Origin of the sequence: Sinimarinibacterium arenosum (assembly GCF_005047655.1) — a bacterium.
Taxonomy (GTDB): Bacteria; Pseudomonadota; Gammaproteobacteria; order Nevskiales; family Nevskiaceae; genus Solimonas.
The window spans coordinates 456,660-480,133 of sequence record NZ_SUKF01000002.1 but is presented as its reverse complement, the minus strand read 5'-3'; the positions used below and the strand labels follow the sequence as shown (position 1 = coordinate 480,133).

Below are 23,474 nucleotides of genomic sequence, written 5' to 3'. Positions count from 1 at the left end.
GCGCGCGCATGACGCCGGAAGGTGGCGTCAGTTCGCGGGCGGCACGTAGCCGGTCTGAGCGACCTGACCGTCGCCGAAGAAGTAGCGTTCCATCTCGTCCATCAGGAACTTGCGCGACTTCGCTTCGGCGAGCACCAGACGGTATTCGTTGATCAGGCGCGTCTGATGCGCGATCCAGTCTTTCCATGCCTGCTTGGAGACCTGCTCAAAAATGCGCGCGCCGAGCGCGCCCGGCAGCGGGGCGCGGTCGAGACCTTCGGCGTCGATGCCGAGTTTGATGCAGTGGACAGTGCGGCTCATGTCGGTTCAGTACGGTAGTGGCGTTCGATCAGTTTGCGCACCGGAGCCGGCAGGCCCAGCGCATCGAGGTCGGATAGGTTAACCCAGCGCCGCGTCTCCGATTCGGCAATCTGTGGCCGCGGGTGCAGGCGCACGCGCAGCGGCTGCAGTTCCAGATCGAAATGCGTGAAGGCGTGATGCAGCGGCGGCAGCGATTCGGCGTCCGGTGCCAGTAACGCATCGGCCCAGGTGCCGGACGCGAGGCGAGCGTCGTCAAGCAGCGGGGGGCACCACAGGCTGCCCCAGATGCCGATCGGCGGGCGCCGTTCCAGCAGCAGCGCGCCGTCGGCGTCCTGGGCCAGCAGCAGGCGCGCGCTGCGCTGTGGACGTTCGCGCTTGGGTCGCGGCTGCGGAAACTGATCGACGGTATCGAGCTGACGTGCAGCGCAATCCTCGGCAACCGGGCACAGTAGGCATGCGGGCTTGCGCGCGGTGCACACGGTGGCGCCAAGATCCATCAAGGCTTGCGTGTAGTCGGCCAGCCGCGCATGCGGCAGCAGCGACTCGGACAGCGCCCACAGCTTTTTCTGCACCGCGGCGTCGCCGGGCCAGCCCGGTACCGCGCCGTAGCGCGCGAGGACGCGGCGCACGTTGCCGTCGAGGATCGCTTCACGTGCGCCGAAGGCCTGCGCCAGGACCGCGGCTGCGGTGGAGCGGCCGATGCCGGGCAGCGAGGTCAGCGCATCGAGCGTGTCCGGGAAGATTCCCTGGTGACGTTCGACCACCGTTTGCGCGCAGCGATGCAGATTGCGTGCGCGGGCGTAGTAGCCGAGGCCGGCCCACAGCGCGAGAACGTCGTCGATCGGAGCGCCGGCGAGCTGCACGACATCCGGAAACCGCGCGAGGAAGCGTTCGAAGTAGGGAATGACGGTGGCGACCTGGGTCTGCTGCAGCATCACCTCGGATAGCCAGACGCGGTACGGCTCACGTGGATGCTGCCACGGCAGGTCGTGGCGCCCGTGCTGGTCGAACCACGTCAGCAGCTTGTCGGCGAATGTGCTCATGGGGAGTGGCCCTGCTGCGCCAGACGTTCGATGCCCTGCGCGGTCTGGATGGCTTCGCGGCGCATTGCGCGTTCGATTGCCCAGGGGCCGACCAGTGGTGGCACCCAGAAGTCCGGCTCCAGTTCTGCGGCGAACTCGAGACAGGTCTGACCGTCGCAGTCCTGCATGCGCCAGTCGGCGATGCCGTAGCGCAGGTTGCTCGATCCGGGCAGGACGTCGGCATGCAGGCCCAGAGCCTGATCGCGATCGACTCTGCGGATGTCCTGCACCTGATCCAGGTGCGTACAGAACAACCAGACGCAGACCCGCACGCGGGTATACAGGCGCTGGGCCGGCGGCGTTGCGCCGTCGCGCAGTTCAATGCGCTCGACCGCGTCGTTGATCAGCGGGAGATTCCGGTAGGTGCTGAACACCATGAAGCTGCGTTCCATCGACGCGTCCAGGCGGGCTGACAGCTTCAGACGATAGCGGGAGCCGTCGTGCTGGACGTCAAGCTGTTCGAGTGACGCGGCGTGTGCCGGCAAGATGCCGGCACACGCGATCAGGACCGCGCCTAGCAGTCGCACAGCACAGGACGCGGGCAGGCAGCGTCAGGGCGTCGGTGCGTCGGCGGCTGCCGGCGCTGCGTCCGGCGCCGTGTCCGGCGCGGGTGCCGCTTCGCTGGCGGGTTCGGCAGCGGGCTCCGCCGGCTTGTTTTTCTTCTTCTTGCCGAACAGCAGGTCACCGAGCTTGTCGTTGAGCTTCTGTTTGATCTGCTCTTCGGAGTTCTCGCCCTCGGGTAGATTGAGCTCATCGGCGATGCGCTCCTTGAGCTTGTCCTTGGCCTTGTCCTTTAGCGCGTCTTCGATGTCGAGCTTGTACTTGGGCGAAAACAGATTGCCGCTGAGTTTGATCGGAATGGTCAGGCCCTTGAGTTCCTCCAGCCCCTTGCCGCCCTGTCCGGTCGAGGTTTCGACCACGGTGGGCCTGGCGACATAGTTGATGGTTTCCTTGACCAGATCGATCTGGCCGCTGCCCGCCATGCGGAACAATGGGCTGGCAGCCGCCAGATCGTCGCTGCGCAGGACGCCATTGACGATCGTTGCCGATGCGCTGAACGCGGCGAAGTCGGTTTCCTTGGCGCCGGTTTCAGACGGAGCGGCCTGGCCGGCCAGCAGCGCCTGGCTCTGACGCAGGATCTGGCCGAGATTGAAGCCTTTGACCGCGCCGTTCTGCAGATTGAACGCGACGCTGCCGTTGAGGCCCTGGCGCAGCTCACCCACGGTCTGACCGCTGCTGGTGAGATCCAGTTTCAGATTGCCAAGACCGCTGACGATGTCCTTTCCCAGCAGATCCTGCAAAAAAGGGGCGGCGTTGAGCGCGTTCAGATCGGTTTTCAGCGCGTAGCTTGGCGTCTTCTGTCCCGGCGCGAAGCGATTGTTCAGCTTGACCGTACCGCCGTACATCTGGGCGCTGAGATCCTGCACGCGTGGGGCGTTGCCGCCGCCGCTCAGCTTCAGTCGCACATCGCTCATCTTCACGCCGTTGAGCGTCAGCTTGCCGATATCGAGCGTGCCGTTGGCGTTGAGTTTCTCCAGCGCTTCGGTCGGCAGCTTGATCTGGTTGATGTCACTGTCGTCGCCGGCTGGCTTTTCAGCGCTGTCGCCTTCGGACTTCGGGGGGAGGTATCGATCGGCATTGATGGCGTCGGCTTTCAGCGCGAATTCCAGTGCCTGGGTGTCAAAGTTCGTGACTGCAAGACGGCCGTTGACGTGGGTGTCATCGAGTTTCAGCTCAAGTCCGTCCAGTGCAGCACTGCTGAAGCTGCCGCTGTAGTTTGCTTTCAGGCTGGCGTTCGACAGCGCGGTGTTGTCCGCGGTTTCCAGCGGGATGTCTAGGATCTTCAGCAGCTCGCGCGGAGAGAACGGTGCGATGGCGATCGGTCCGGACAGCTTGGGATGATCGCCGCTGAGGCCGCTGCCCTTGATCGTGGTGGTGACGACCAAGCCCGCGGCTTCAATGCGGCCCTGATCGAAATTCATGCTGTCGGCTTTCTGATCGTACTTGAGGGCGCCACCCAGTTTGAGGGACTGCTTGCCGCCAGGGATCGACTTGCCCTGGGCCTGCAGCTGCGCATCCAGCCCGTTGATGCTGTAGGTCTGCGCGCCGACGTCGGCGATCAATTGCAGTTTCAGAGTGCCGTCGGCATCCAGGCCCATTTCCTCGCCGTTTGCCTTGATCTTGGCAATGACGTCGTCGAGTGTGTAACGCTGGCCTTCGAGATCCGGCGTGATGCGGGTCGACAGTTCCAGTTCGGCGGTGGCCTTGGGTTTGTCGGAGGTGGTCGTCACGTCCAGCTTGACGTCGAACGGCTTGCCCGGCTGCAGTGCGCCAATCTCCAGGTTCAACGGATTGACGCTGTAGGCCTTGCCGGCTTGTGCATCGCTGTAGCGCAGCGAGGCATCGGTGATCGAGATGCCGGCGATGTCGATGTCCTTGAGCTTGATGCTGCTGTCGGTTTCGCCCTGTTCCTTGGGCTGCTCTTCCTTGGCCGACTGGCGATCGATCAGATCCTGCCAGTTGCTACGGCCATTTTTGTCCTTGGCCAGATTCAGGCTCAGGCCGTCGAGCGTCAGGCTGCTGACCTGGACTTGGTGATCGGTCAGCAGCGGCATCAGTTTGACGCCGACCCCCAGTTGACCGACTTCCGCGAAGGGCTGATCCCCGAATCCTTCGGCGTTGCCGAGGCGCGCGTCGGAGAGCGCCACGCGCAGCCATGGGAAGACCTTGAGTTTGATGTCGCCGACCGCGAAGTCGCGGCCGGTTTCCTTTTTGACGGATTCGGCGATCTGGGTGCGGAAATTGTTGGGGTCGAACAGCAGCGGCAGCGCCACGGCAGCAACCAGCAGCAGGGCCAGCAGACTGCCGGAGACGATCAGGAAGATCTTGAAAGGTTTGGCCATATCGATCCGGTACGTCGAGCGGTGTGCAATCGGATGCCCAGTGTACCTGCTCGAACCCGACCGGCCGATGAACGCCGCTCAAACCGTCCGGGAGTCTTTTTTGAACTGCAGATGGGCCTCGACGCCGCCACCTGGTGCGTTGCGGACGTCGAGTTGCCAGCCCTGGGCGTCTGCGAGCAACCGGCACAGATAGAGACCGATGCCGGTGCCTCCGCTGCGGCCGCGAGTGCCGGGTTCGAACAGGTGCGGAATCAGATCGGCTTCAATCCCTTCACCGTCGTCGCAGACGAACAAAGAGCCGGCACGCAGGCGCACGGTGACATGGCCTTCCGGGGCGGCACGCAGAGCATTGCGCAGGAGATTGGTGAAGATGATGGAGCACGCGGAGCTGGCAATTTCGAATTCGACCGTTTCCAGGTCCCATTCCACCTTGGGTCGATCGCCCTGAGGCAGATACGGTTCTGCCCAGACCGGCAATTTCTGATGCAACGCGATCCGTTCTATCCGGGTCGGTTCGTGTCGGCGCGTGGCAGCAATCAGGGTGTCGAGTGTGGCGCAGGCGCCATCGATGGCGCGTTGAATGCGTGTAATGCGTTGCTGGTCTGCAGGCTCGCTCGTGCTCATCGTTTCGGCTGCGATCCGGATCGCGGTCAGCGGTGTGCGCAGCTCATGGCTCATGGCCGATGCCAGCGCGCGATCGCGAACGATCCTGCGCTCGATATCGGCGATCAGGTGGTTGATCGCATCGATGACGACGCTCAGATCCTCGTCCTGCGGCCGCGGCGGCAAGGCGCGTAGATGTTCGCTGTCAAGTGTCCCGATGCGCTGTACGACTGACGCCACGGGAGCCAGCAGGCGGCCGGCGAGCTTTCGGCCGGTCAGCCAGGACAGCACAGCCAGTGACGCCAGCGCCCCGCCGAGGCTGAGCAGCAGCCACCATTCGCGCTGCGCTAGGTGGGTGACGTCGTAGGCGAGGTAGTAGTGGTCGCCGCTATCGCGGCTGCCGACCAGCACGTGAAACACGTGTCCGTCGAAGCGCACGTCGCGATGTGTTCCCGGCTGCAACGCCCGCAATGCCGCGGGTATCCATTCATCGCTGGAGCCGGCCTGGTACAGCGACACCCCCTGCGGCGTGCTGAGTGTGCGTCCGTCCAGCGTCGGCGTTGCCAGCAGCACCGCCGCCTCGCGCTGCAACACGGCATCGAGCACGGTGTCTTCCATCCAGGTGTGTGCCGTCCACGTCGCGATGGCGACCACGCTGCCGGCCAACGCGGCCATCGCGAACAGGGCGAGGGTGACTCGGCGATGCAGGTCAGGTCGCATCCGGTCCCAAACGGTATCCAACGCCGTGAATGGTGTGCAGCAACTTCGACTCGAATGGCTTGTCGATCGCCGAGCGTAGTGCGTGCATGTGAATGCGCAGGATGTCGTCGTTCGGCACCTTGTTACCCCACAGCAGATGCTCCAGTTCGCCGCGCGGCACCACACGTGGCGAGGCGCGCATCAGGTGTTCCAGCAAGCGTCGTGTGGTGGGGTTGAGTGTTAGCGCAGTGTTCTGCCGGATCGCCTGAAGGGTCTGTGGGTCGTAGCTTAGATCGGCGACCTGCAGGTGCTGGTGCGCGTGTTCGCCGCCCGCGCGGCGCACCAGGGCTTCGAGACGTACTTTCAGCTCGGCCAGCGCAAACGGTTTGACCAGATAGTCGTCCGCTCCGGCCTCAAAGCCTTCGACCTTGTCGTCCACCGTACCCAGTGCGGTCAGCATCAGAACCGGAGTGGCTGATCCTTCGGCGCGTAGTTTTCGGCACAGCTCGATCCCCTCCAGCTTGGGCAGCATTCGATCCAGCACGATGGCATCAAAGCCGCCCGCGCTGGCTTTGCGCAAACCGGAAACCCCATCATGGGCCAGCTCTGCCGTGTGGCCCTGCTCGGCCAGATATTCGCGAATGCCCCCGGCGATATCGCGATCGTCCTCAATGATCAGGACCTGCATGCCCCCTCCCGTAACCCGCCGCCACAGGCAGGATTTTGTTGTCTATCCGAATCCTGCACCGGAAATTCCCTCAAGTCTCTGTACTTACATCCAGTTAACATTAAGCATCGATATTCCGACATGATGTCGGAAATTATGGGGATTTGTGAATGCGAGTTTGGTTTGCGCTGGCTGCGATGGTCGCGGGTGCGACCTCGGCACCGGCTGCCGAGGGGGGCGAGGATCAGGAGGGTGATCCGATCGAACTGGCCCCGGTACAGGTCACTGCAGGCCGTGCGGAAGCGGCGGCTACCGAGGTTCCGCAGGCGGTCACGGTGGTTACTCACGCGCAGATCGAGCGCCAGTCGCCGCAGACCTGGACCGATCTGTTGCGCGGGCAGGCCGGGGCCTTTGTACAGGCGTCCGGTCCGGGGCAGGGCATTGTCATCGTGCGCGGCCTCAAGGGCTCCGAAGTTCTGCATCTGGTTGACGGCATGCGCCTGAACAACGCGTTCTTCCGCAATTCACCGAGCCAGTACATCGCCCTGGTCGATCCGTACAACATCGAGCGCGTCGAATTGCAGCGCGGTCCCGGTGCGACCCTGTACGGGTCCGACGCCCTCGGTGGCGTGGTGCAGATTCTCACGCCCGAGTACCGCTTCCATGGGGATGCCTGGGACAGCGCCGGCAAGTTGCGCCTGCAGTACGGCAGTGCCGATCTGTCGCGGATCGCGCGCGCCGAAGGGGCCGTCGGCAATGACACCGTGTCGTTCGCTGGGGGTTACACCGTGACGCGCTACGGTGAGCGCGATCTCGGCGATGGCGGTCGCGAGCCGCTGACCGACTATCTGGCGCGCGGCTACGACGCCAAGCTGCTGTACACGCCAGCGGATGCACACGAAGTGATGCTCTCTGGCAGTTTCTTCGAGTATCCCAAGCTGGCGCGCTATTTCGACGTCGTTGGCGGTCCCGGCGGCGCAGGCGACAACGTGCAGTCTTACTTCAAGCCGAATGATCGACAGTTCATTCATCTGCGCTATCGCTATCGCCACGCGCTGGGACCGGTGCGCGGTTTCGAGGCGCATCTGGCCCAGCAAGTGATCGACGACGAGCGTCTGCGTCAGCCCAACAGCAGCCGGATCGACACCGAGCAGAATCGCAGCACGCTGACCGGACTGACGCTGCAGGCCTATACGCCGCTGACGCAGAGCCTGCATCTGCAGTATGGCCTGGATCTGTACAGCGACATCGTGGACAGCGCCAAGCAGCGCACGCCGTTTTCGACCGGCGTGACCGAACCGGCCATCAGTACGTATCCAGATGGCGCGCGGCAAGACACACAGGGTGTTTACCTGAATGCGCAGTGGTGGGTGACACCGGACTGGCAGCTCGATGCCGGCTTGCGTTACAGCCGGGTCGAAACGGATCTGAGCGAGAACGCAGTCAGCGACGCCGCGCAGTTCAGCGACGACGATGTCACCTGGCAGCTGGGTGCATTGCGGCGTCTGACGCCGCAACTGAGCTGGACAGCGACGGCCGCGCGCGGATTTCGTGCGCCGAATCTGTTCGATCTCGGCACGCTGGGGCCGCGATCCGGAAGTGAAGCGGAACAGGTCAATGTGCCTAACACGGATCTGCAGCCTGAGACGGTGACCAGCATCGACAGCGGTCTGCGCTGGGCGCAGGGCCGCGTGCGTCTGGAGCTGACCGCTTTCTACACGGACTACGACCAGCGCATCGAAGCGCGCGAGCCGACGGGCAATACGATTCCCGAAGGTGAGCTGGGCTGTTCGGCGCCTGACGGCTGTGTCGAAGTGCAGAGCCGCAACATCGCGCAGGCACGCTACTGGGGCATCGAGAGCGCGGCGCGCTGGCACGCTGGTTCGTTCAGCAGCTACGCGGTCCTCAACTGGACCTATGGACAGGAGCTGCGCAGCGGTGAGCCCACAACGCCGGCCAATCGCATTCCGCCGTTGAACGGTCAGGTCGGAGTGGCGCTGGACCTTGCGCATGCGCTGAGTGTCGAGGCTTACATCCTGTTTGCCGGCGCGCAGCAGCGCCTCGACGACGACGATCGCAACGACACCCGGATCGATCCGGAGGGTACGCCCGGCTGGGCAACGCTCAATCTGCGCGGTGTGTGGCAGGTTCGGCCCTGGCTCGATCTGCAAGTCGAAGGGCGCAATCTGCTGGATCAGGCCTACCGCGAGCATGGCTCCGGCGTTGATGCCGCGGGAGCCGGCCTGATGCTCGGCACGACGGCGCGCTTCTGAGTTATTGCTAGCCGCCGCCGATGGCGTGCACGATCAGGATCTCGTCGCCGTCCTGCACCGTCGTTTGAGCGTGCTGCGAGCGCGGCACGATCTCGCCATTGATCTCCACCGCAACGCGGCGCTCGCCCAGCTGCAGTTCTGTCAGCAATGCCGGCAATGCCAGCGGGGCGGAAAAGAGGCGGGTTTCGCCGTTGACGGTGATGGACATGTTGAACTGTATGGGCGGGCTTGGACTACAATGCGCGTCCGCCGAGCGGGCGTAGTTTAATGGTAGAACAGAAGCTTCCCAAGCTTCTAGCGTGGGTTCGATTCCCATCGCCCGCTCCAGAATTTGCGTCGAATCCCTCAGGCGGCCTGCGGCCGCCTTTTTTGTGGGGTTCGTCAACCGCGTGGAGATGTCGTGGAAGACAGCCTGATCATTGCCGGACAGTCCTATGCCTCGCGCCTGCTGGTCGGCACCGGCAAGTACAAGGACATGGAGCAGACGCGTGCGGCGATCGAAGCCAGCGGCGCGCAGATCGTCACCGTCGCGGTGCGCAGAACCAACATTGGCCAGACGCCGGGCGAACCGAATCTGCTCGACGTAATTCCGCCGTCGAAGTACACGATCCTGCCAAACACCGCCGGCTGCTACACCGCCGAGGACGCCGTGCGGACCTGCCGGCTCGCGCGCGAGCTGCTGGATGGCCACGATCTGGTCAAACTCGAAGTGCTGGGCGATCCCAAGACCCTGTACCCGGACGTGCCGGCAACGCTGGTTGCGGCCAAGACCCTGGTCGACGACGGCTTCAAGGTCATGGTCTACACCAGCGACGACCCGATCATCTGCAAGCGCCTGGAAGAGATGGGCTGCGTCGCGGTGATGCCGCTGGCCGCGCCGATCGGCTCGGGCCTGGGCATCCAGAACAAGTACAACATTCTGACCATCGTCGAAAACGCCAAGGTTCCGATCCTGGTCGACGCTGGCGTCGGCACCGCATCCGACGCGGCGATTGCGATGGAACTCGGCTGCGACGGCGTGCTGATGAACACCGCGATCGCCGAGGCGCGCGATCCGGTGCTGATGGCCAGCGCGATGAAGAAAGCGATCGAAGCCGGACGCGAGGCGTTCCGGGCCGGACGGATGCCGCGACGGCGCTTTGCCAGCGCATCGTCACCAACCGAAGGTCTGCCGTACTGAGTCCGCGCGCGGTCGACGCTCTGCATGTATACGCCGCGCCATTTTGCGTCGCCTTCGGATCACGACGTCACCGCGTTGGTGTGTGCGTATCCGTTTTGCGTGTTGATTACCACGCAGGGAGATGAGGCGCCGCAGATCACGCATCTGCCGCTGCTCTGGAACGCCGGAGGTGAACACGGTGTGCTGGAAGGCCACATGGCGCGCGCCAATCCGCACTGGCAGGCGTTTGCCCAGGGCAGGACCGTGGCGGTGTTCAATGGCCCGCACGCGTATATCTCGCCGAACTGGTACGCGCAGCCGCAGCGTGAAGTGCCGACCTGGAACTACGCCGCGGTGCACGCCCATGGCGTGCCGCAGTTGCTCGAGACGCGGGCTGAGAAATGCGCGCTGCTGGATCGAAGCACAGCGGTCTTCGAATCCGACAACTCCGAGCCATGGACGCGGCAGATCGAAGGGCCGACGCTGGATGCCAAGCTGGATCACATCGTCGCGTTCCGGTTGCCGATCGAACGTCTTGAAGCCAAATTCAAACTCAATCAGAACAAGACCGCCGCGGATCGTGCGCGTGTGATCGGACAGCTGCGGGCAAGCGCGCATCCTGATCTGCAGACGATGGCGCGCTGGATGCAAACCCATGAGCCCGACTGAAGCTGCTATCACCCATCCGCGCCGGATCCGGTCATTCGTGCTGCGCGAGGGCCGCATGACCGAAGGTCAGAAGCGCGCACTTGAACAACTGTGGCCGCGCTACGGTCTGGAACCGCCGACCGCGCCGCTGGATCTGCCGTCCCTGTTTGGACGGACGGCGCCGGTGAGCTTTGAAATCGGTTTCGGCATGGGCGACTACCTTTACAGCCGCGTGGTTGCCGAGCCACAGCGCGATTTCATCGGGGTCGAAGTGCATCGGCCCGGCGTGGGCCGGCTGCTGTCACGCGTTGCGGCGGATAACGCCGGCAATTTGCGCGTGGCCTGCCACGACGCGGTGGAAGTGCTGCGCGACTGGCTGCCGGCGGCCTGTCTGGACGAGCTGGTGATCCAGTTTCCCGATCCCTGGCACAAGAAAAAGCACCACAAGCGCCGTCTGATCCAGCCCGAATTTGCGCAATTGGTGGTGTCGCGGCTGAAAGCGGGCGGGCAGCTGCGGCTGGCGACAGACTGGGCCGATTACGCCGAGCAGATGCTCGCGGTGCTCAATGCCGAGCCCGGCCTGCGCAATCTGTCGGCCGACGGAACCTATGTCCCGCGCCCGCCAGAACGCCTGAAGACCAAGTTCGAGCAACGCGGCGAACGCCTTGGGCATGCGGTTTTTGATCTGGCCTATGCCCGGGCTTGAGGGCAGGCACGGAGACGTATTCTGGTGTGTCGCTGACGGCCGACATTTCTTCGTAACGCGGACTCCGGTAGGCTCGACCGTCCAAACTTGGGCCTGAGCCTATGTCTGTCGAGCACCCGATTATCGGCATTACCGGTTCCAGCGGCGCCGGCACCAGCACGGCGGTGCGGGCGTTTCTGCGGGTGTTTGAAGCCCTGAATCTGCGTGCGGCGCAGGTCGAGGGCGACGCGTTTCATGCTTATGACCGCGAGCAGTTGCGACGCACCCTGGAACGTGCGCGCATTCGTGGCGAGAACTTCTCGCTATTCGGACCGTCCGGCAATCTGCTGGAGCGCCTGGAACAGCTGTTGCGCGAATACGGCGACAGCGGCAGCGGTTCGATCCGTCACTACCTGCATATGGACGCCGAGGCTGAAGCCTACGGCCAGCCGGTGGGAACGTTTACGCCGTGGGAGCGGCTGCCTGCCGCTACCGATCTGCTGTTCTACGAAGGCCTGCATGGCGGCTATATCGGCGAGGACGTGAACATCGCTCGGCACATGGATCTGTTGATCGGCGTGGTGCCGGTGATCAATCTGGAATGGATCCAGAAAATCCGCCGCGATACCGCGGACCGCGGCTACCAGCCGGATGAAGTGCAGCGCACGATTCTGCGCCGCATGCCGGACTACGTGAATCACATCGTGCCGCAGTACTCGCGCACCGACATCAATTTCCAGCGCGTGCCGCTGGTCGATACCAGCAATCCTTTTGACGCGCGTGAAATTCCGCGACCGGAAGAAAGCCTGGTGGTGATTCATTTCAACGAACACAGCCGGGTACGTGCGGATTACGAAACCCTGGTCGGTGAACTACCCGGCGCGTTCCAGTCTCACGCGCAGACGCTGGTGGTCCCCGGGCTGCAGCAGGAGCGCGCGCTGGAGCTGATTCTCAAACCAGCCGTCAGCAAACTGATTGCGCGCCGCGACGCCGCGTCTGCCGCCGCCTGATCGAACAAGGAGAGGGATATGGAGTACCGCGCGCTCGGAACGACCGGGCTGAATGTCAGCGCGATCTGCCTCGGAACGATGACCTGGGGCGAGCAGAACACCGAAGCCGAGGCGCATGCGCAGATGGACCTGGCGCTGGATTCAGGGGTGAACTTTTTCGATACGGCGGAAATGTATCCGGTGCCGCCGAAGGCTGAGACGCAGGGCCTGACCGAGACCTATATCGGTACCTGGTTCAAGAAGACCGGCAGGCGCAAGGACGTTGTGCTGGCGAGCAAGGTCATCGGCCCCGGCATGTTTCCCTATCTGCGCGGCGGTCCGCGGCTGGATCGCGAACAGGTGCTGGCCGCTTGCGACGACAGCCTCAAGCGCCTGCAGACCGATGTGATCGATCTGTATCAGGTGCATTGGCCGCAGCGGAACACCAACTATTTCGGCAAGCTCGGCTACGAGCCGCGCGACGAAGACGGGGTGGTGCCGATCGAGGAAACTCTGGGCGCACTGGCTGAGCTGGTGCAGCAGGGAAAGGTGCGTCATATCGGCATTTCCAACGAAACGCCGTGGGGCGTTTCGGAATATCTGCGCCTCAGCCGCGAACGTGGGCTGCCGCGGATCCAGACGATCCAGAATCCCTACAGTCTGCTTAACCGCAGTTTCGAGGTGGGCTTGTCCGAGTTCAGCCACCGCGAGGGCATCGGCTTGCTGGCGTATTCGCCGCTGGCGTTCGGTGCGCTGTCCGGCAAGTATCTGGGCGGCGTCTGGCCGGAAGGTGCGCGGCTGACACTGTTCAAGCGCTTCTCGCGCTATAACGGCGACCACGCCGAGGCGGCAATCGCCGCGTACGTTGCGCTGGCGCGGGAGCACGGACTCGATCCGGCACAGATGGCGCTGGCTTTTGTCACTGCACAGCCATTTGTTGTTTCCAACATCATCGGTGCCACTTCGCTGGACCAGCTGCGCAGCAATCTGGCCAGCGCCGAGCTGAAGCTATCCGTGGCGGTGCAGAAGCAGATCGAGCAGATTCACGCGCGTTACACGATTCCCTGTCCGTAGTCAGTTGGTCGCGGCGTCCGCGGACAGATACGGTACCTGTACATCGGATAGTCCGCGCTGCATGGCATCACGCGCGGCTGGCGTCAGGGTTTCGAGATCGGCGCGGCGGAACGGCCGCTCCGCGCACTGCGCATCGTAATCACGCTTGATCTGATTCAGCGCGACGATGCGTTGCTTGTGCTGTTCAATCCGCGTGTTGAACGCAATCGCGTCTTCACGTTGCTGGCGCCGTTGTTCATGCAGCGCCAGGCCGCGGTCCAGATCAGTTTTGCCGACACTTGCCAGCTGTTGCTTCAGTGCGGCGCCGCGCTGATTGATGGATTCACGTTCGCGGTCCATCTGGGCGTTTTCGCGATTGAGCCGATCGGACTCGCTGCGCAAGGTGAGTGTGTGCTCCGCGCATTGCGCCAGTGCATCCCGGCTGAGTGCCTGCGTCGTCGCCGGGGTCTGGGCCAGTGCGATGCCGCTGCTCAAAGCCAGAGAGATTGCGCATGCTGCCATTGCAGATCTGTTCATCGAAGAAGTCCGTTTCGTCGTCGTTGCATGAGCCGCCGGTTATTGTGGCTGAAGTCGTGAGCGGGTTCGAATTCTCGTGTTCTGTTGCTTGTTTTCGGCGCAGATTGGCGCAGATTTCTGTCGCGGGTGCTGTTGCGTCGCTGGCGGACCGTTCGATGGAAATGATGATTGTCCGGGCATTCAGGTGCTTGCAGCGAATGTCTCCTGTGACCGCTTGAAGCACGCAGTCGACCGGCGTAGAACAAAAACCGATGGCTGTGCGCGAGTGCGGCCACCGCGTAGCGGACGAGGCGTCGCACTGCGGCGCAGGAGGTGATTCGTGGCGGAATGGCTGAGCGAAGTCGCAGTCGGGCAATGGTTCAAAACCGGCGGCGAATCTTTCGAGATCGTGGGGATCGATATCCCCAGCGAACTCGTTCTGGTCCAGTATTTTGACGGCACGCTCGAAGAGTTTGATTTCGAGACGTGGACGCAGCTTGCGGCACAACCGTGTGCGCCACCGGAAGATTATTCCGGCGCGCTCGACCTCGATCCGGAGGACTACGACGAGATCGAACGCGACGCTGTCAGCGTCCGTAGCGGTCGTTGGGACAGTCCGCTGGATCGCATCGAGATGGACGAGTTCTGAGACGCGGCGGATACAGACGGCCAGGGATGGGTTCATGTTAATCAGTGGACTGCGCACGCCGCACTTGCCGTCGACGTTCAAGTACACCTTGGACGATGGTCTGCCGGTGTTCCTACGGCCGATCCGGCCGGAAGATGCCTCGCGTTTGCGCGAAGGCTTTGCGCGCATGACGCAGCTGGCGCGGCGGCGGCGTCTGCCGCATCTGGACGACGATGTTGCCGAACTCGACGACGGATTGCTGCAGCGCCTGGTCAATGCCGATCAGGTCAACCACGTCGCCTGGGGCGCGATGAATCTGGATCGCCCGGAGGAGCCGGGCATTGGCGTTGCGCGCTATATCAGCATCAACGGCGAGCCGGATGCGGCCGACGTCGCGATCATCATCGCCGACGAGTACCAGGGTCGCGGTGCCGGTTTCGTGCTGCAAGCCTGCCTGCATCTGCGTGCGCACGCCTGCGGCATCCGCACGTTCTACTACGACGTCGCTTCGGACAACGATCGCATCATTCGGCATCTGAAGCTGATGGGTGCGCGCCACGCCGGCCGCGCCGACAACATTGACCGGCTGGTGCTGCCGGTCTATCACCGCGCCTGGGACGTCCCCGACGACAACGACATCGCGCGGCGTTTCGCCGAGGTCTTCAGGCGCTTGCAGCGGGTTGAGGCGGTGGCGGCATGATTCGGATCAGGTGAATCACCAGCAGCAGTGCCGGTACGCCCAACGCCGAGGTGTAGACGAAGAACCAGGGGTAGCCGACGGCCTCGACGACATAGCCTGAGAAGCCGGCGACGATCTTGCCGGGCAGCGTGAACAACGATGAAAACAACGCGTACTGCGTGGCCGTGTACGCCGTGTTGGTCAGCCCCGACAGATAGGCGATGAAGGCCGAGCCGGCCAGCCCTCCGGAGAGATTGTCAGCGCTGATCACGACTGCCAGGCCGGTGATACTGGGCGCACCCAGGTAGGCCAGCGTTGCAAATGTGAGGTTGCTGAGGATCACCAGCACGCCGCCAATGACGAGTGTCCTGGTTGCGCCGTAGCGCGCGACCGCCAGGCCGCCGAGAAAGGCGCCGACGATCGTCATCACCACCCCGAAGCCTTTGGCGATCGCGGCTACTTCCTTGAGCGTGTACCCGACGGACAGATAGAACGGGTTGGCCATCACGCCCATGGTGATGTCGGTCAACCGGAACAGGCCGACAAAACACAGAATCAGTACCGCGATCCTCAGTCCGTTGCGCTCGAAGAAATCCACGAACGGTCCGATCACTGCGCCAACGAACCACGCGCCGACGTGGCGCAGCGGCAATGGCAGATGTGCGTTGCGCAACAGCCAAGCCTCAGCACGCTGTTCCAGCTGTGGAATGCGGCTGCGGTCGGTGACCGGCTCCCGGATCAGCAAGGTGGTCAGCACTCCGATGGCCACCAACGCGCCCATGACGCGATAGGCCTGGTGCCAGCCGTATTCTGCGGCCAGGAACAGGCAGCCGGCGCCGGCAACGATCAGGGCAATGCGGTAGCCGAGCTGATACGCCGCTGACATCGCGCCCTGTTCGGATTGTGGCGCTGCCTCGATTCGCCAGGCATCGATGACGATGTCCTGGGTCGCCGAGGAAAACGCCACCAGCAGCGCGAATCCGACCATGCTGCCCAGCTGCGTGGACGGATCGTGCAGCGACAGCCCCACCAGCCCTGCCGCCAGCCCACACTGCGCAACCAGCATCCAGCCGCGGCGACGGCCGAGTACGCGGGTCAGCAGCGGCAGGCGCAGCCGGTCGATCACCGGGGCCCAGAAGAACTTGATCGAGTAGGTGAGGCCGACCCAGCTCAGCATGCCGATGGTGCGCGCTTCGATTCCGGCCTGCGCCAGCCATGCTGACAGGGTCGAGAACACCAGCAGAAATGGCAGCCCGGCAGAAAACCCGAGGAACAGCATGGCCATGACCTGCGGGCGGGCATAGCTGCCCAGCGCGGCGCGCCAGCCGATCGGAGTCGACTCAGAGGTCATAGTCGAGAATCAGCGGTGCGTGGTCGGAGAAGCGCTCGTCCTTGTACACCGATGCGGCCTTGAGCTTGGACTGCAGGCCCGGGGTCACGATCTGATAGTCGATGCGCCACCCGACGTTGTTGGCCCAGGCCTGACCGCGATTGGACCACCAGGTGTAGGCCTCGCCTTCGGTCTGCGGATGCACGACACGATAGGCATCGACCCAGCCGACCTCGTCGAACAGGGTGTCGAGCCAGGCGCGTTCGTGTGGCAGAAAGCCGGAGTTCTTCTGGTTGGAGCGCCAGTTCTTCAAATCGATATTGCGGTGCGCGATGTTCCAGTCACCACAGATCACGTATTCGCGACCATTGTTGCGCCACTGTTTCAGCAGCGGCAGGAAGAAGTCGAGAAAGCGATCCTTGCTGGCCTGGCGTTCAGGACCGGACGACCCGGACGGCAGATACAGCGAAACCACCGACAGTTTGCCGAAGCGGTATTCCAGATAGCGGCCTTCATTGTCGAACTCCTCGGCGCCAAGGGTATCGAGTACCGCATCCGGCTCTTTGCGCGAGTAGATCGCGACACCGGAGTAGCCTTTTTTCTGCGCGTCACGGAAACGCACGTGCCAGCCATCCGGGAAGAACTGCGGATCGTGTTGCACGTCCGGGTGCTGGGCCTTGGTTTCCTGCACGCACAGCACGTCGGCGTTCTGTTTGGGCAGCCACTCGAACAAGCCTTTGCGGGCGGCGGAACGGATGCCGTTGCAGTTCAGCGAGATGATGCGCATGGGCGTCGGGTCGGTGTCAGTAGGCATAAAATGCCGGCATTATCCTCCGATTCACTATTCAGCTCAGTCCATGCACGCCTATCAATCCGACTTCCTCGATCTGGCCCTGCAGCACCAGGTGCTCAAGTTCGGTCAGTTCACGCTCAAGTCCGGCCGCAACAGTCCGTACTTCTTCAACCTCGGACAGATCTCCAGCGGCGCGGCGATGCAGACGCTGGGACGCGCCTACGCGCAGGCGCTGGCCGATGCCGGCATCGAGTACGACATGCTGTTCGGCCCGGCCTACAAGGGCATTCCGCTGGTGACCGCCGTGGCGATCGCTCTGGCCGAGCAGGGACGCGACCTGCCTTATGCGTACAACCGCAAGGAGGCCAAGGATCATGGCGAAGGGGGCACGCTGGTGGGGGCGCCGCCCAAGGGCCGCGTCGTGATTGTCGACGACGTGCTGACGGCCGGGACTGCGCTGCGTCAGGCGGTGACGATGCTGCGTGCGGCGGGTGCAGAGCCGGTGGCTGCGGTGATTGCGCTCGATCGTCAGGAGCGCGGTTCCAGCGGCCGCTCGGCGGTGCAAGAAATGGAGGCCGACAGCGGGATTCGCGTAGTGTCGCTGGTCAACGTTCGCACCGTGCTGGAGTATCTGGGCCGCGGCAGCGCAGTCGATGCTGCGACGATCGAGGCAATCAGGACGTACCAGGCGCAGTACGGCGTCGATTGAGGCTGACGCGCTCCGACGGCACCTGCGAACGCGCTGCACCGTCCAGAGCCGCCGATACAACGTCGATCCGGTCATCCGGGGGAAGAGTGGGACTGCCCCGGTATACTGGATTCATCGCATCAGGAATCGGAGATGGACCCATGAACGTGCGTGTCGCCATCGGCATGATCGTGGCGTTGCTGCTGACGCCTGTGGCACAGGCGAAGATCGTGTGCTGGACCGACGAGAACGGTCACCGCGCCTGTGGCGATCATGTGCCGCCGAAATTTGCGCCGCAGGAGCATCAGATTGTTGATTCGGCCGGTCGGGTGATCGAGACCAAGGCGCGCGAAAAGACACCCGAAGAGGCCGCGGCAGAGCAGCAGCGAAAGGCGCTCGAAGCCGAGACGCAGAAGCGCGAGAAAGAGCGTGCTGCCTACGACCGCTTTCTGCTCGATACCTACGCCAGTGCCGGGCAGCTCGAACGTGCACGCAATGACCGTCTGGCGATGCTTGATGGCCGTATCGGTCTGGCGCAAAAAGCCGTTGACGACGGCCAGAAGGATCTTGAGGGGCTGTACAAGCGGCGTCAGGATGCCGGCGACAAGGTGCCGCCGCAACTGGAAAAGAAGATCAAGGAAGTGGAAGGCCAGCTGGTCGACAATCGCGCGGCGCTGGCGAAGCTGAAGCAGGAACGCAGCGGTGTCTGCGAATCATTCAGCAACGACATTGCGCGCTACGTCGAGCTCAGGGGGGCGTCTGAGCCGTACCAGGGCGAATGCCCGCAACCGCCGCCGCCGCCAACACCAACGCCGTCTCCAAAAGCAGCGCCGAAAAAGCCTGCCGGGGCAGCGTCGAAGCCGGCGCCAGCGGAAAAGTAGGGGCTGCGGGCCCGTCAGCCGCCAATCAGCCGCGGATCAGGGTGCCGATGCCCTCGTCGGTGAACAGTTCCAGCAACACCGAGTGGGTGATGCGGCCGTCAATGATGTGCGCCGACTTCACGCCACTGTTGACCGCATCCAGGGCGCAGCCGATTTTCGGCAGCATGCCGCCATGGATGGTGCCGTCGGCGATCAGTGCTTCGACCTGGGGCACGGTCAAGCCGGTCAGAACTTCGCCCTGCTTGCTGAGCACGCCCCGGGTATTGGTCAGCAGCATCAGTTTTTCAGCCTGAAGCACGGCAGCAAGCTTGCCCGCCGCGACGTCGGCATTGATGTTGTAGGCCTCGCCGTGCTCACCGGCGCCGACCGGGGCCAGTACCGGAATGAAGCCGCCGGATTCAAGGTGATTGATCACGCGCGGGTCGATCTTCTCGATCTCCCCAACCTGGCCGATGTCCTGGCCCTTGATCAGCAGCTTGCGTGCGCGAATCAGTCCACCGTCCTTGCCGGTCAGGCCAACGGCGCGACCGCCCTGCTGATTGATTGCACTGACCACCGCCTTGTTGACCAGGCCGCCGAGCATCATCTCGACCACGTCCATGGTTTCTTCGTCGGTCACCCGCATGCCTTCGACGAACTCGCTCTTCTTGCCAAGACGTTCGAGGTGCGAGCCGATCTGCGGGCCGGCGCCATGGACGACGACCGGATTCATGCCGACCAGCTTCATCAGCACCACGTCGCGCGCGAACGACGCGATCATGTCGTCGTCCTTCATCGCATTGCCGCCGTACTTGACCACGATGGTCTTGCCGGCGAAACGACGGATGTAGGGCAGGGCCTCGGTCAGGACCCGGGCGATGTTCTGCGCGTTGGTAAGGTCGATCGGCATCTGGATACGGATGTTGCGGGGATAGATCCCTTCGGTTCGGAATTCGTCAGCGTCGCCGTCGCGGGCCATGGGCCGCTCCGTGATGGGTGCGGTGACCAGCCTGCGGCGTTGACGTGTGCGGATTATGACCGAGTCATGGCGGCGACATGACAACGATCAGCGATCAGTGGCGGCCGGTGTGACCGAAACCACCTTCGCCGCGATCGCTGGATTCAAAGCTGTCAACGAGCTCGAACTCGGCTTGCACCACCGGCACCAGCACCAGCTGTGCGATGCGTTCGCCGGGGTTGACCGTGAACGCGGCCTTGCCGCGGTTCCAGCACGAGACCATCAGCTCGCCTTGATAGTCCGAGTCGATCAGGCCGACCAGATTGCCCAGCACGATGCCGTTTTTGTGGCCCAGGCCGGAGCGCGGAAGGATGATCGCGGCCAGATTCGGATCGCCGATATGAATCGCCATGCCGGTGCGTAGCAGCTGGGTGTCGCCCGGCTGCAGGATCAGTGGCGCATCCAGCAGCGCGCGCAGATCGAGACCGGCGGAGCCGCTGGTGGCATAGGCGGGCAGTGGGAATTCGCTGCCGATGCGCGGATCAAGAATCTTCAGCTGGATGTTTTTCTTCATCGGTTGGTGGCCGGCGTATCCGGCGCCAGAGGAAAGCGGAGCCGTGGCGTCAGCCGCGGCTGGCGTGAAAACGTTCGGCAATCAAGGCGGCCAGCGCGCCGGCCAGATCGACCTTCGATGCCGTCGGCAGCTCGCGTTCGCCGCCGGGCCAGAACACGTGCAGGGCGTTGTCGTCCTGATCGAACGCGCGGCCCGCGCCGACCCAGTTGGCCGCGATCATGTCGAGTTTCTTGCGTTGCAGCTTGCCGTGCGCGTGCTCCGCCAGCTTTTCGGTCTCAGCGGCAAAGCCGACGATGAACAGTTTCGGATCGGCCTCACGCAACGTCGCCAGAATGTCCGGATTGCGTACCAGCGACAGCGCCATTTGATCGGCCTGCTTCTTGATCTTGTGCTCGGCGGGGGCGTCGCTGCGGTAGTCGGCGACCGCTGCGGTGCCGACCAGGATCTGCGCGCCGGCAATCGCGCTGCGCGTGGCGTCGAGCATTTGCGCAGCGGTTTCAACGTCAATGCGCTGTACGCCGTGCGGTGTCGGCAGCGTGGTCGGGCCGCTGACCAGGGTCACTTCGGCGCCGAGGCGGGTGAGGCTGCTGGCCAGCGCGTAGCCCATCTTGCCGGACGAGCGATTGGTGATGAAGCGCACCGGGTCGATCGGTTCACGCGTCGGGCCGGCGGTGATGACCACGCGTGTGTTGCTGAGCGGGCCCGTCGGGCGCAGCAGGTTTGCCACGGCGTCGCGGATCTGCAGCGGCTCCCACATGCGGCCTTCACCGACCTCTCCGCAAGCCTGCCCGCCGCTGCCGGGGCCGAGCTGATGCACGCCGCGATGGTTCAGGGTGTGCAGATTGGCCTGCGTGGCCGGATTGGCCCACATCAGGCGGTTCATCGCCGGGGCGATCGCGATCGGTTTGTCGCTGGCCAGGCACAGGGTACTGAGCAGGTCGTCGGCGAGCCCGTGCGCCAGCCGCGCGATGGTATTGGCACTCGCAGGAGCGATGACGATCAGATCGGGCCATCGCGCCAGTTCGATGTGGCCCATTGCCGCTTCGGCGGCCTCGTCCCACAGCGAGCTGCGCACCGGCCGCCCGGACAGGGCCTGGAAGGTCTGGGCGGTGACGAAACGCTGTGCCGATGCCGTCATCACGACCTGCACTTCGGCGCCGGCGTCCTGCAGCCTGCGTACCAGATCGGCCGCCTTATAGGCGGCAATGCCGCCGCAGACTCCGAGCAGGATGCGGCGCCCGTAAAGGGTGGCGGCAACGGGTGCAGCGGAGGGCGAGGTGGATTCAGACATAGGCCATTCTAGCGCGCGGCAAGCACCGCGCCGTCAGATCCCGCGGGCGATCGCGCGGAAGCCAATATCGCGGCGGCATTGCACACCGGCCCAGTGAATCTTGTCGACCGCGGCATAAGCCGCGGTCTGCGCGGCCTGAACGGTGTCGCCCTTGGCCACGACGCAGAGTACGCGACCGCCACTGGTGACGACCTGTCCATTACGCTCGCTGGTGCCGGCGTGAAACACCTTGGCGCCGCCCAGACTGGCGTCGAGGCCTTCGATGACATCGCCCTTCTGCGGCGTGCCGGGGTAGCCGGCCGCAGCCATGACGACGCCCAGTGCCGGTTGAGCGCTCCACTGCGGCGTCACCTGATCCAGCCGGGCATCCACCGCTGCTTCGAGCAGCTCCAGCAGGTCCGAGTCGAGGCGGAACAGGATGGGCTGGGTTTCCGGGTCGCCCATGCGCACATTGAATTCGAGTACGCGCACGGCGCCGTCGCGGTTGATCATCAGCCCGGCGTACAGAAAGCCGGTGAACGGCGCGCCTTCGGCGATCATGCCGGCCAGAGTGGGCTCAATCACCTCGCGGCAGGCGCGTGCATGAATCTCGGTGGTGACCACCGGCGCCGGTGAATAGGCCCCCATGCCGCCAGTATTCGGGCCAGTGTCGCCGTCGCCGATGCGTTTGTGATCCTGGCTGGTTGCCATCACCACGTATTGAGTTCCGCTGGCGACGACGATGAAGCTGGCTTCTTCGCCATCCAGAAAGTCCTCGACCACGACGCGGGCGCCGGCCTGACCCAGCATGCTGCCGCCGAGCATGTCACGCACCGCGGTCTGCGCTTCGTCGACGGACTGGGCCACGACCACGCCCTTGCCAGCTGCCAGGCCGTCGGCTTTCACCACGATGGGTGCGCCGCGCGCGGCGATATAAGCGCAGGCCGGTTCGATCTCGGTGAAGACCTGGTACTGCGCCGTCGGGATCTGGTGCCGCGCCAGAAAGTCCTTGGTGAAGGCTTTCGATGCTTCGAGCTGGGCGGCCGCGCGGGTCGGCCCGAAGATGCGCAGCCCGGCTGCCTGGAACGCATCGACCACTCCCAGCGCCAGCGGCGCTTCGGGGCCGACCACGGTGAAATCGACCCGCTCGACCTGCGCCAGCGCCAGCAGCCCGGCGATATCGTCGACCGGGACGGCGACATTTCGCATGCCGGATTCGCGCGCGGTGCCGGCGTTGCCGGGCGCCACCAGTACTTCGGATACGCGCGGCGACTGCGACAGCTTCCAGGCCAGGGCGTGCTCACGGCCGCCATTGCCAATGACCAGGACTTTGAGGGCGGAAGAAGCGGTGTCGGCGGACATGTGCGTTCGAAGGTCAGGCAAAAAGGGGCGTTAGGGTAGCGAAAGGGCAGCCGGCCCGCATCCGGCACGGGATGACGCTCCGGCTACGCCGGGCACAAAAAAACCGCGGAGGCCGGAGCCTCCGCGGTTGCGATCAGCCTGGCGTGAATCAGCGCAGGTAGATGTTCTGTCCCTCGACGCGGACTTTGGCGCCGACGCCGACGCCGCTGGCATCGGCCACGTTGACCACGCGGGTGGTGCCATCTTCCATCGATACGGTGATGTCATAGGTCATGTTCGCACGGACCTGCTTCTCGACCTGATGCCCGGCGATAGCGCCAAGGATCGCGCCGGCCGCGGTCGCGGCGTCCTTGCCCTTGCCCTTGCCGAACTGGTGTCCGGCAACACCGCCGGCCACTGCGCCAGCAACGGCGCCCGCGCCTGAGCCTTCACCCGCCTGCTTGACCTCGGTGATTGCGACGACGGTGCCGCACTCATAGCAGATTGCGACGGTCGGAACCGGGGTCGGTTGCGGACGATACTGCGTCGCCGGTTTCGGTGCCGGCTTCGGTACAGGCGTCGGTTCCGGGGTGGGCTCCGCCGTCGGTTCCGGCGTCGCTTCGGTGGTCGCGGCGGTTTCAGTCGTGCTCGACTGATCCGGCGCGCAGGCGCCGAGCATTAGCGCCAGCAGTGTCAGAGGCAGTACTTTTTTCATGGATTTCAGCATGGTGTTTGCTCCCTAAGAATGGTGATGACGCCGCCGAGACTAGACCGGA

General features: G+C 64.1%; 25 protein-coding genes and 1 tRNA gene. 11 read left to right on the top strand and 15 right to left on the bottom strand.

Annotation, left to right across the window (positions count from 1 at the left end; translation table 11 throughout):
• Nucleotides 1–27 precede the first annotated feature (27 nt).
• From E4T66_RS05830 to E4T66_RS05805, 6 genes are all read right to left on the bottom strand, one after another.
• On the bottom strand, nt 28–300 hold the full coding sequence (locus tag E4T66_RS05830) for an oxidative damage protection protein (protein WP_136847953.1): 273 nt from the start codon (nt 298–300) through the stop codon (nt 28–30).
• Nucleotides 297–1,343, bottom strand: coding sequence for an A/G-specific adenine glycosylase (gene mutY / locus E4T66_RS05825; protein ID WP_136847952.1), 1,047 nt, complete (start codon nt 1,341–1,343; stop codon nt 297–299). The genes E4T66_RS05830 and mutY overlap by 4 nt, the downstream gene beginning before the upstream one ends.
• The gene (locus tag E4T66_RS05820) at nt 1,340–1,909 is read right to left on the bottom strand and encodes an SRPBCC family protein (protein ID WP_136847951.1); all 570 of its coding nucleotides are present in this window, start codon (nt 1,907–1,909) and stop codon (nt 1,340–1,342) included. Before E4T66_RS05820 ends, mutY begins: the two co-directional genes overlap by 4 nt.
• Before the next feature lie 24 nt (nt 1,910–1,933).
• Nucleotides 1,934–4,285: an AsmA family protein gene (locus E4T66_RS05815; protein ID WP_136847950.1), complete on the bottom strand. Its 2,352-nt coding sequence runs from the start codon at nt 4,283–4,285 to the stop codon at nt 1,934–1,936.
• A gap of 78 nt (nt 4,286–4,363) precedes the next feature.
• Nucleotides 4,364–5,608, bottom strand: a complete 1,245-nt coding sequence (locus E4T66_RS05810; protein WP_136847949.1) for a sensor histidine kinase — start codon at nt 5,606–5,608, stop codon at nt 4,364–4,366.
• Complete coding sequence (locus tag E4T66_RS05805; RefSeq protein ID WP_136847948.1) at nt 5,598–6,275, bottom strand: response regulator transcription factor; 678 nt, start codon at nt 6,273–6,275, stop codon at nt 5,598–5,600. Before E4T66_RS05805 ends, E4T66_RS05810 begins: the two co-directional genes overlap by 11 nt.
• A gap of 149 nt (nt 6,276–6,424) precedes the next feature.
• Here E4T66_RS05805 and E4T66_RS05800 point away from each other — a divergent pair, with 149 nt between their 5' ends.
• On the top strand, nt 6,425–8,527 hold the full coding sequence (locus tag E4T66_RS05800) for a TonB-dependent receptor plug domain-containing protein (protein WP_136847947.1): 2,103 nt from the start codon (nt 6,425–6,427) through the stop codon (nt 8,525–8,527).
• 7 nt (nt 8,528–8,534) lie between these two features.
• On the opposite strand, the gene thiS is transcribed toward E4T66_RS05800, so the two are convergent.
• Nucleotides 8,535–8,735: a sulfur carrier protein ThiS gene (gene thiS, locus E4T66_RS05795; RefSeq protein WP_136847946.1), complete on the bottom strand. Its 201-nt coding sequence runs from the start codon at nt 8,733–8,735 to the stop codon at nt 8,535–8,537.
• A 45-nt stretch (nt 8,736–8,780) separates the two neighbouring features.
• On the opposite strand from thiS, the gene E4T66_RS05790 reads away from it, so the two are divergent.
• The 6 genes from E4T66_RS05790 to E4T66_RS05765 all read left to right on the top strand — a co-directional run bounded on the left by E4T66_RS05790 (nt 8,781) and on the right by E4T66_RS05765 (nt 13,082).
• A tRNA-Gly gene (locus E4T66_RS05790) sits at nt 8,781–8,854 on the top strand.
• 73 nt (nt 8,855–8,927) lie between these two features.
• Nucleotides 8,928–9,707 (top strand): thiazole synthase, encoded by a 780-nt coding sequence (locus tag E4T66_RS05785; protein WP_136847945.1) that lies wholly within the window; start codon nt 8,928–8,930, stop codon nt 9,705–9,707.
• A 24-nt stretch (nt 9,708–9,731) separates the two neighbouring features.
• Complete coding sequence (locus tag E4T66_RS05780; protein WP_136847944.1) at nt 9,732–10,355, top strand: FMN-binding negative transcriptional regulator; 624 nt, start codon at nt 9,732–9,734, stop codon at nt 10,353–10,355.
• A complete protein-coding gene (trmB, locus tag E4T66_RS05775; protein ID WP_136847943.1) occupies nt 10,342–11,040 on the top strand; it encodes a tRNA (guanosine(46)-N7)-methyltransferase TrmB in 699 nt (232 codons plus the stop codon). Before E4T66_RS05780 ends, trmB begins: the two co-directional genes overlap by 14 nt.
• A 101-nt stretch (nt 11,041–11,141) precedes the next feature.
• Nucleotides 11,142–12,029, top strand: coding sequence for a phosphoribulokinase (locus E4T66_RS05770; protein ID WP_136847942.1), 888 nt, complete (start codon nt 11,142–11,144; stop codon nt 12,027–12,029).
• 18 nt (nt 12,030–12,047) lie between these two features.
• Nucleotides 12,048–13,082, top strand: coding sequence for an NADP(H)-dependent aldo-keto reductase (locus E4T66_RS05765; protein WP_136847941.1), 1,035 nt, complete (start codon nt 12,048–12,050; stop codon nt 13,080–13,082).
• Here E4T66_RS05765 and E4T66_RS05760 read toward each other — a convergent pair whose 3' ends face one another.
• Nucleotides 13,083–13,598 carry a hypothetical protein gene (locus tag E4T66_RS05760; RefSeq protein WP_136847940.1) on the bottom strand — a complete coding sequence of 172 codons (516 nt, stop codon included), beginning with the start codon at nt 13,596–13,598 and terminating at the stop codon, nt 13,083–13,085. It abuts the gene before it with no gap.
• A 319-nt stretch (nt 13,599–13,917) separates the two neighbouring features.
• Here E4T66_RS05760 and E4T66_RS05755 point away from each other — a divergent pair, with 319 nt between their 5' ends.
• Together E4T66_RS05755 and E4T66_RS05750 are read left to right on the top strand one after the other, a co-directional pair.
• Nucleotides 13,918–14,226: a DUF6763 family protein gene (locus E4T66_RS05755; protein ID WP_136847939.1), complete on the top strand. Its 309-nt coding sequence runs from the start codon at nt 13,918–13,920 to the stop codon at nt 14,224–14,226.
• A 34-nt stretch (nt 14,227–14,260) separates the two neighbouring features.
• The gene (locus E4T66_RS05750; RefSeq protein WP_136847938.1) at nt 14,261–14,905 is read left to right on the top strand and encodes a GNAT family N-acetyltransferase; all 645 of its coding nucleotides are present in this window, start codon (nt 14,261–14,263) and stop codon (nt 14,903–14,905) included.
• On the opposite strand, the gene E4T66_RS05745 is transcribed toward E4T66_RS05750, so the two are convergent.
• Both E4T66_RS05745 and E4T66_RS05740 read right to left on the bottom strand, forming a co-directional pair.
• Nucleotides 14,868–16,235 carry an AmpG family muropeptide MFS transporter gene (locus E4T66_RS05745; RefSeq protein WP_136847937.1) on the bottom strand — a complete coding sequence of 456 codons (1,368 nt, stop codon included), beginning with the start codon at nt 16,233–16,235 and terminating at the stop codon, nt 14,868–14,870. The genes E4T66_RS05750 and E4T66_RS05745 overlap by 38 nt on opposite strands.
• Nucleotides 16,225–17,001: an exodeoxyribonuclease III gene (locus E4T66_RS05740; RefSeq protein ID WP_136848077.1), complete on the bottom strand. Its 777-nt coding sequence runs from the start codon at nt 16,999–17,001 to the stop codon at nt 16,225–16,227. The genes E4T66_RS05745 and E4T66_RS05740 overlap by 11 nt, the downstream gene beginning before the upstream one ends.
• A gap of 70 nt (nt 17,002–17,071) precedes the next feature.
• On the opposite strand from E4T66_RS05740, the gene pyrE reads away from it, so the two are divergent.
• Together pyrE and E4T66_RS05730 are read left to right on the top strand one after the other, a co-directional pair.
• Entirely contained in the window at nt 17,072–17,716 is a 645-nt protein-coding gene (gene pyrE / locus E4T66_RS05735; RefSeq protein ID WP_136847936.1) for an orotate phosphoribosyltransferase, read from the top strand.
• Between the two features lie 140 nt (nt 17,717–17,856).
• The gene (locus E4T66_RS05730; protein WP_136847935.1) at nt 17,857–18,576 is read left to right on the top strand and encodes a DUF4124 domain-containing protein; all 720 of its coding nucleotides are present in this window, start codon (nt 17,857–17,859) and stop codon (nt 18,574–18,576) included.
• A 25-nt stretch (nt 18,577–18,601) separates the two neighbouring features.
• On the opposite strand, the gene argB is transcribed toward E4T66_RS05730, so the two are convergent.
• The 5 genes from argB to E4T66_RS05705 form a co-directional block, all read right to left on the bottom strand.
• Nucleotides 18,602–19,465 (bottom strand): acetylglutamate kinase, encoded by an 864-nt coding sequence (gene argB / locus E4T66_RS05725; protein WP_136848076.1) that lies wholly within the window; start codon nt 19,463–19,465, stop codon nt 18,602–18,604.
• 163 nt (nt 19,466–19,628) lie between these two features.
• On the bottom strand, nt 19,629–20,087 hold the full coding sequence (gene dut / locus E4T66_RS05720; protein ID WP_136847934.1) for a dUTP diphosphatase: 459 nt from the start codon (nt 20,085–20,087) through the stop codon (nt 19,629–19,631).
• A 49-nt stretch (nt 20,088–20,136) separates the two neighbouring features.
• Entirely contained in the window at nt 20,137–21,378 is a 1,242-nt protein-coding gene (gene coaBC / locus E4T66_RS05715; protein ID WP_136847933.1) for a bifunctional phosphopantothenoylcysteine decarboxylase/phosphopantothenate--cysteine ligase CoaBC, read from the bottom strand.
• A 33-nt stretch (nt 21,379–21,411) separates the two neighbouring features.
• Nucleotides 21,412–22,719: a phosphoribosylamine--glycine ligase gene (purD, locus tag E4T66_RS05710; protein WP_136847932.1), complete on the bottom strand. Its 1,308-nt coding sequence runs from the start codon at nt 22,717–22,719 to the stop codon at nt 21,412–21,414.
• A gap of 148 nt (nt 22,720–22,867) precedes the next feature.
• Entirely contained in the window at nt 22,868–23,425 is a 558-nt protein-coding gene (locus E4T66_RS05705) for a glycine zipper 2TM domain-containing protein (protein WP_136847931.1), read from the bottom strand.
• Between the last annotated feature and the right edge of the window lie 49 nt (nt 23,426–23,474).

Excerpts from the sequence above, each read along its gene's own strand:
- argB (WP_136848076.1), bottom strand. The coding sequence starts at position 19,465 with ATGCCGATCGACCTTACCAACGCGCAGAACATCGCCCGGGTCCTGACC.
- trmB (WP_136847943.1), top strand. The coding sequence starts at position 10,342 with ATGAGCCCGACTGAAGCTGCTATCACCCATCCGCGCCGGATCCGGTCA.
- E4T66_RS05810 (WP_136847949.1), bottom strand. The coding sequence starts at position 5,608 with ATGCGACCTGACCTGCATCGCCGAGTCACCCTCGCCCTGTTCGCGATG.
- pyrE (WP_136847936.1), top strand. The coding sequence starts at position 17,072 with ATGCACGCCTATCAATCCGACTTCCTCGATCTGGCCCTGCAGCACCAG.
- E4T66_RS05740 (WP_136848077.1), bottom strand. The coding sequence starts at position 17,001 with ATGCGCATCATCTCGCTGAACTGCAACGGCATCCGTTCCGCCGCCCGC.
- E4T66_RS05765 (WP_136847941.1), top strand. The coding sequence starts at position 12,048 with ATGGAGTACCGCGCGCTCGGAACGACCGGGCTGAATGTCAGCGCGATC.
- thiS (WP_136847946.1), bottom strand. The coding sequence starts at position 8,735 with ATGTCCATCACCGTCAACGGCGAAACCCGCCTCTTTTCCGCCCCGCTG.
- purD (WP_136847932.1), bottom strand. The coding sequence starts at position 22,719 with ATGTCCGCCGACACCGCTTCTTCCGCCCTCAAAGTCCTGGTCATTGGC.
- E4T66_RS05705 (WP_136847931.1), bottom strand. The coding sequence starts at position 23,425 with ATGCTGAAATCCATGAAAAAAGTACTGCCTCTGACACTGCTGGCGCTA.
- E4T66_RS05770 (WP_136847942.1), top strand. The coding sequence starts at position 11,142 with ATGTCTGTCGAGCACCCGATTATCGGCATTACCGGTTCCAGCGGCGCC.
- E4T66_RS05750 (WP_136847938.1), top strand. The coding sequence starts at position 14,261 with ATGTTAATCAGTGGACTGCGCACGCCGCACTTGCCGTCGACGTTCAAG.
- coaBC (WP_136847933.1), bottom strand. The coding sequence starts at position 21,378 with ATGTCTGAATCCACCTCGCCCTCCGCTGCACCCGTTGCCGCCACCCTT.
- E4T66_RS05800 (WP_136847947.1), top strand. The coding sequence starts at position 6,425 with ATGCGAGTTTGGTTTGCGCTGGCTGCGATGGTCGCGGGTGCGACCTCG.
- mutY (WP_136847952.1), bottom strand. The coding sequence starts at position 1,343 with ATGAGCACATTCGCCGACAAGCTGCTGACGTGGTTCGACCAGCACGGG.
- E4T66_RS05745 (WP_136847937.1), bottom strand. The coding sequence starts at position 16,235 with ATGACCTCTGAGTCGACTCCGATCGGCTGGCGCGCCGCGCTGGGCAGC.
- dut (WP_136847934.1), bottom strand. The coding sequence starts at position 20,087 with ATGAAGAAAAACATCCAGCTGAAGATTCTTGATCCGCGCATCGGCAGC.
- E4T66_RS05760 (WP_136847940.1), bottom strand. The coding sequence starts at position 13,598 with ATGAACAGATCTGCAATGGCAGCATGCGCAATCTCTCTGGCTTTGAGC.
- E4T66_RS05730 (WP_136847935.1), top strand. The coding sequence starts at position 17,857 with ATGAACGTGCGTGTCGCCATCGGCATGATCGTGGCGTTGCTGCTGACG.
- E4T66_RS05830 (WP_136847953.1), bottom strand. The coding sequence starts at position 300 with ATGAGCCGCACTGTCCACTGCATCAAACTCGGCATCGACGCCGAAGGT.
- E4T66_RS05780 (WP_136847944.1), top strand. The coding sequence starts at position 9,732 with ATGTATACGCCGCGCCATTTTGCGTCGCCTTCGGATCACGACGTCACC.
- E4T66_RS05805 (WP_136847948.1), bottom strand. The coding sequence starts at position 6,275 with ATGCAGGTCCTGATCATTGAGGACGATCGCGATATCGCCGGGGGCATT.
- E4T66_RS05815 (WP_136847950.1), bottom strand. The coding sequence starts at position 4,285 with ATGGCCAAACCTTTCAAGATCTTCCTGATCGTCTCCGGCAGTCTGCTG.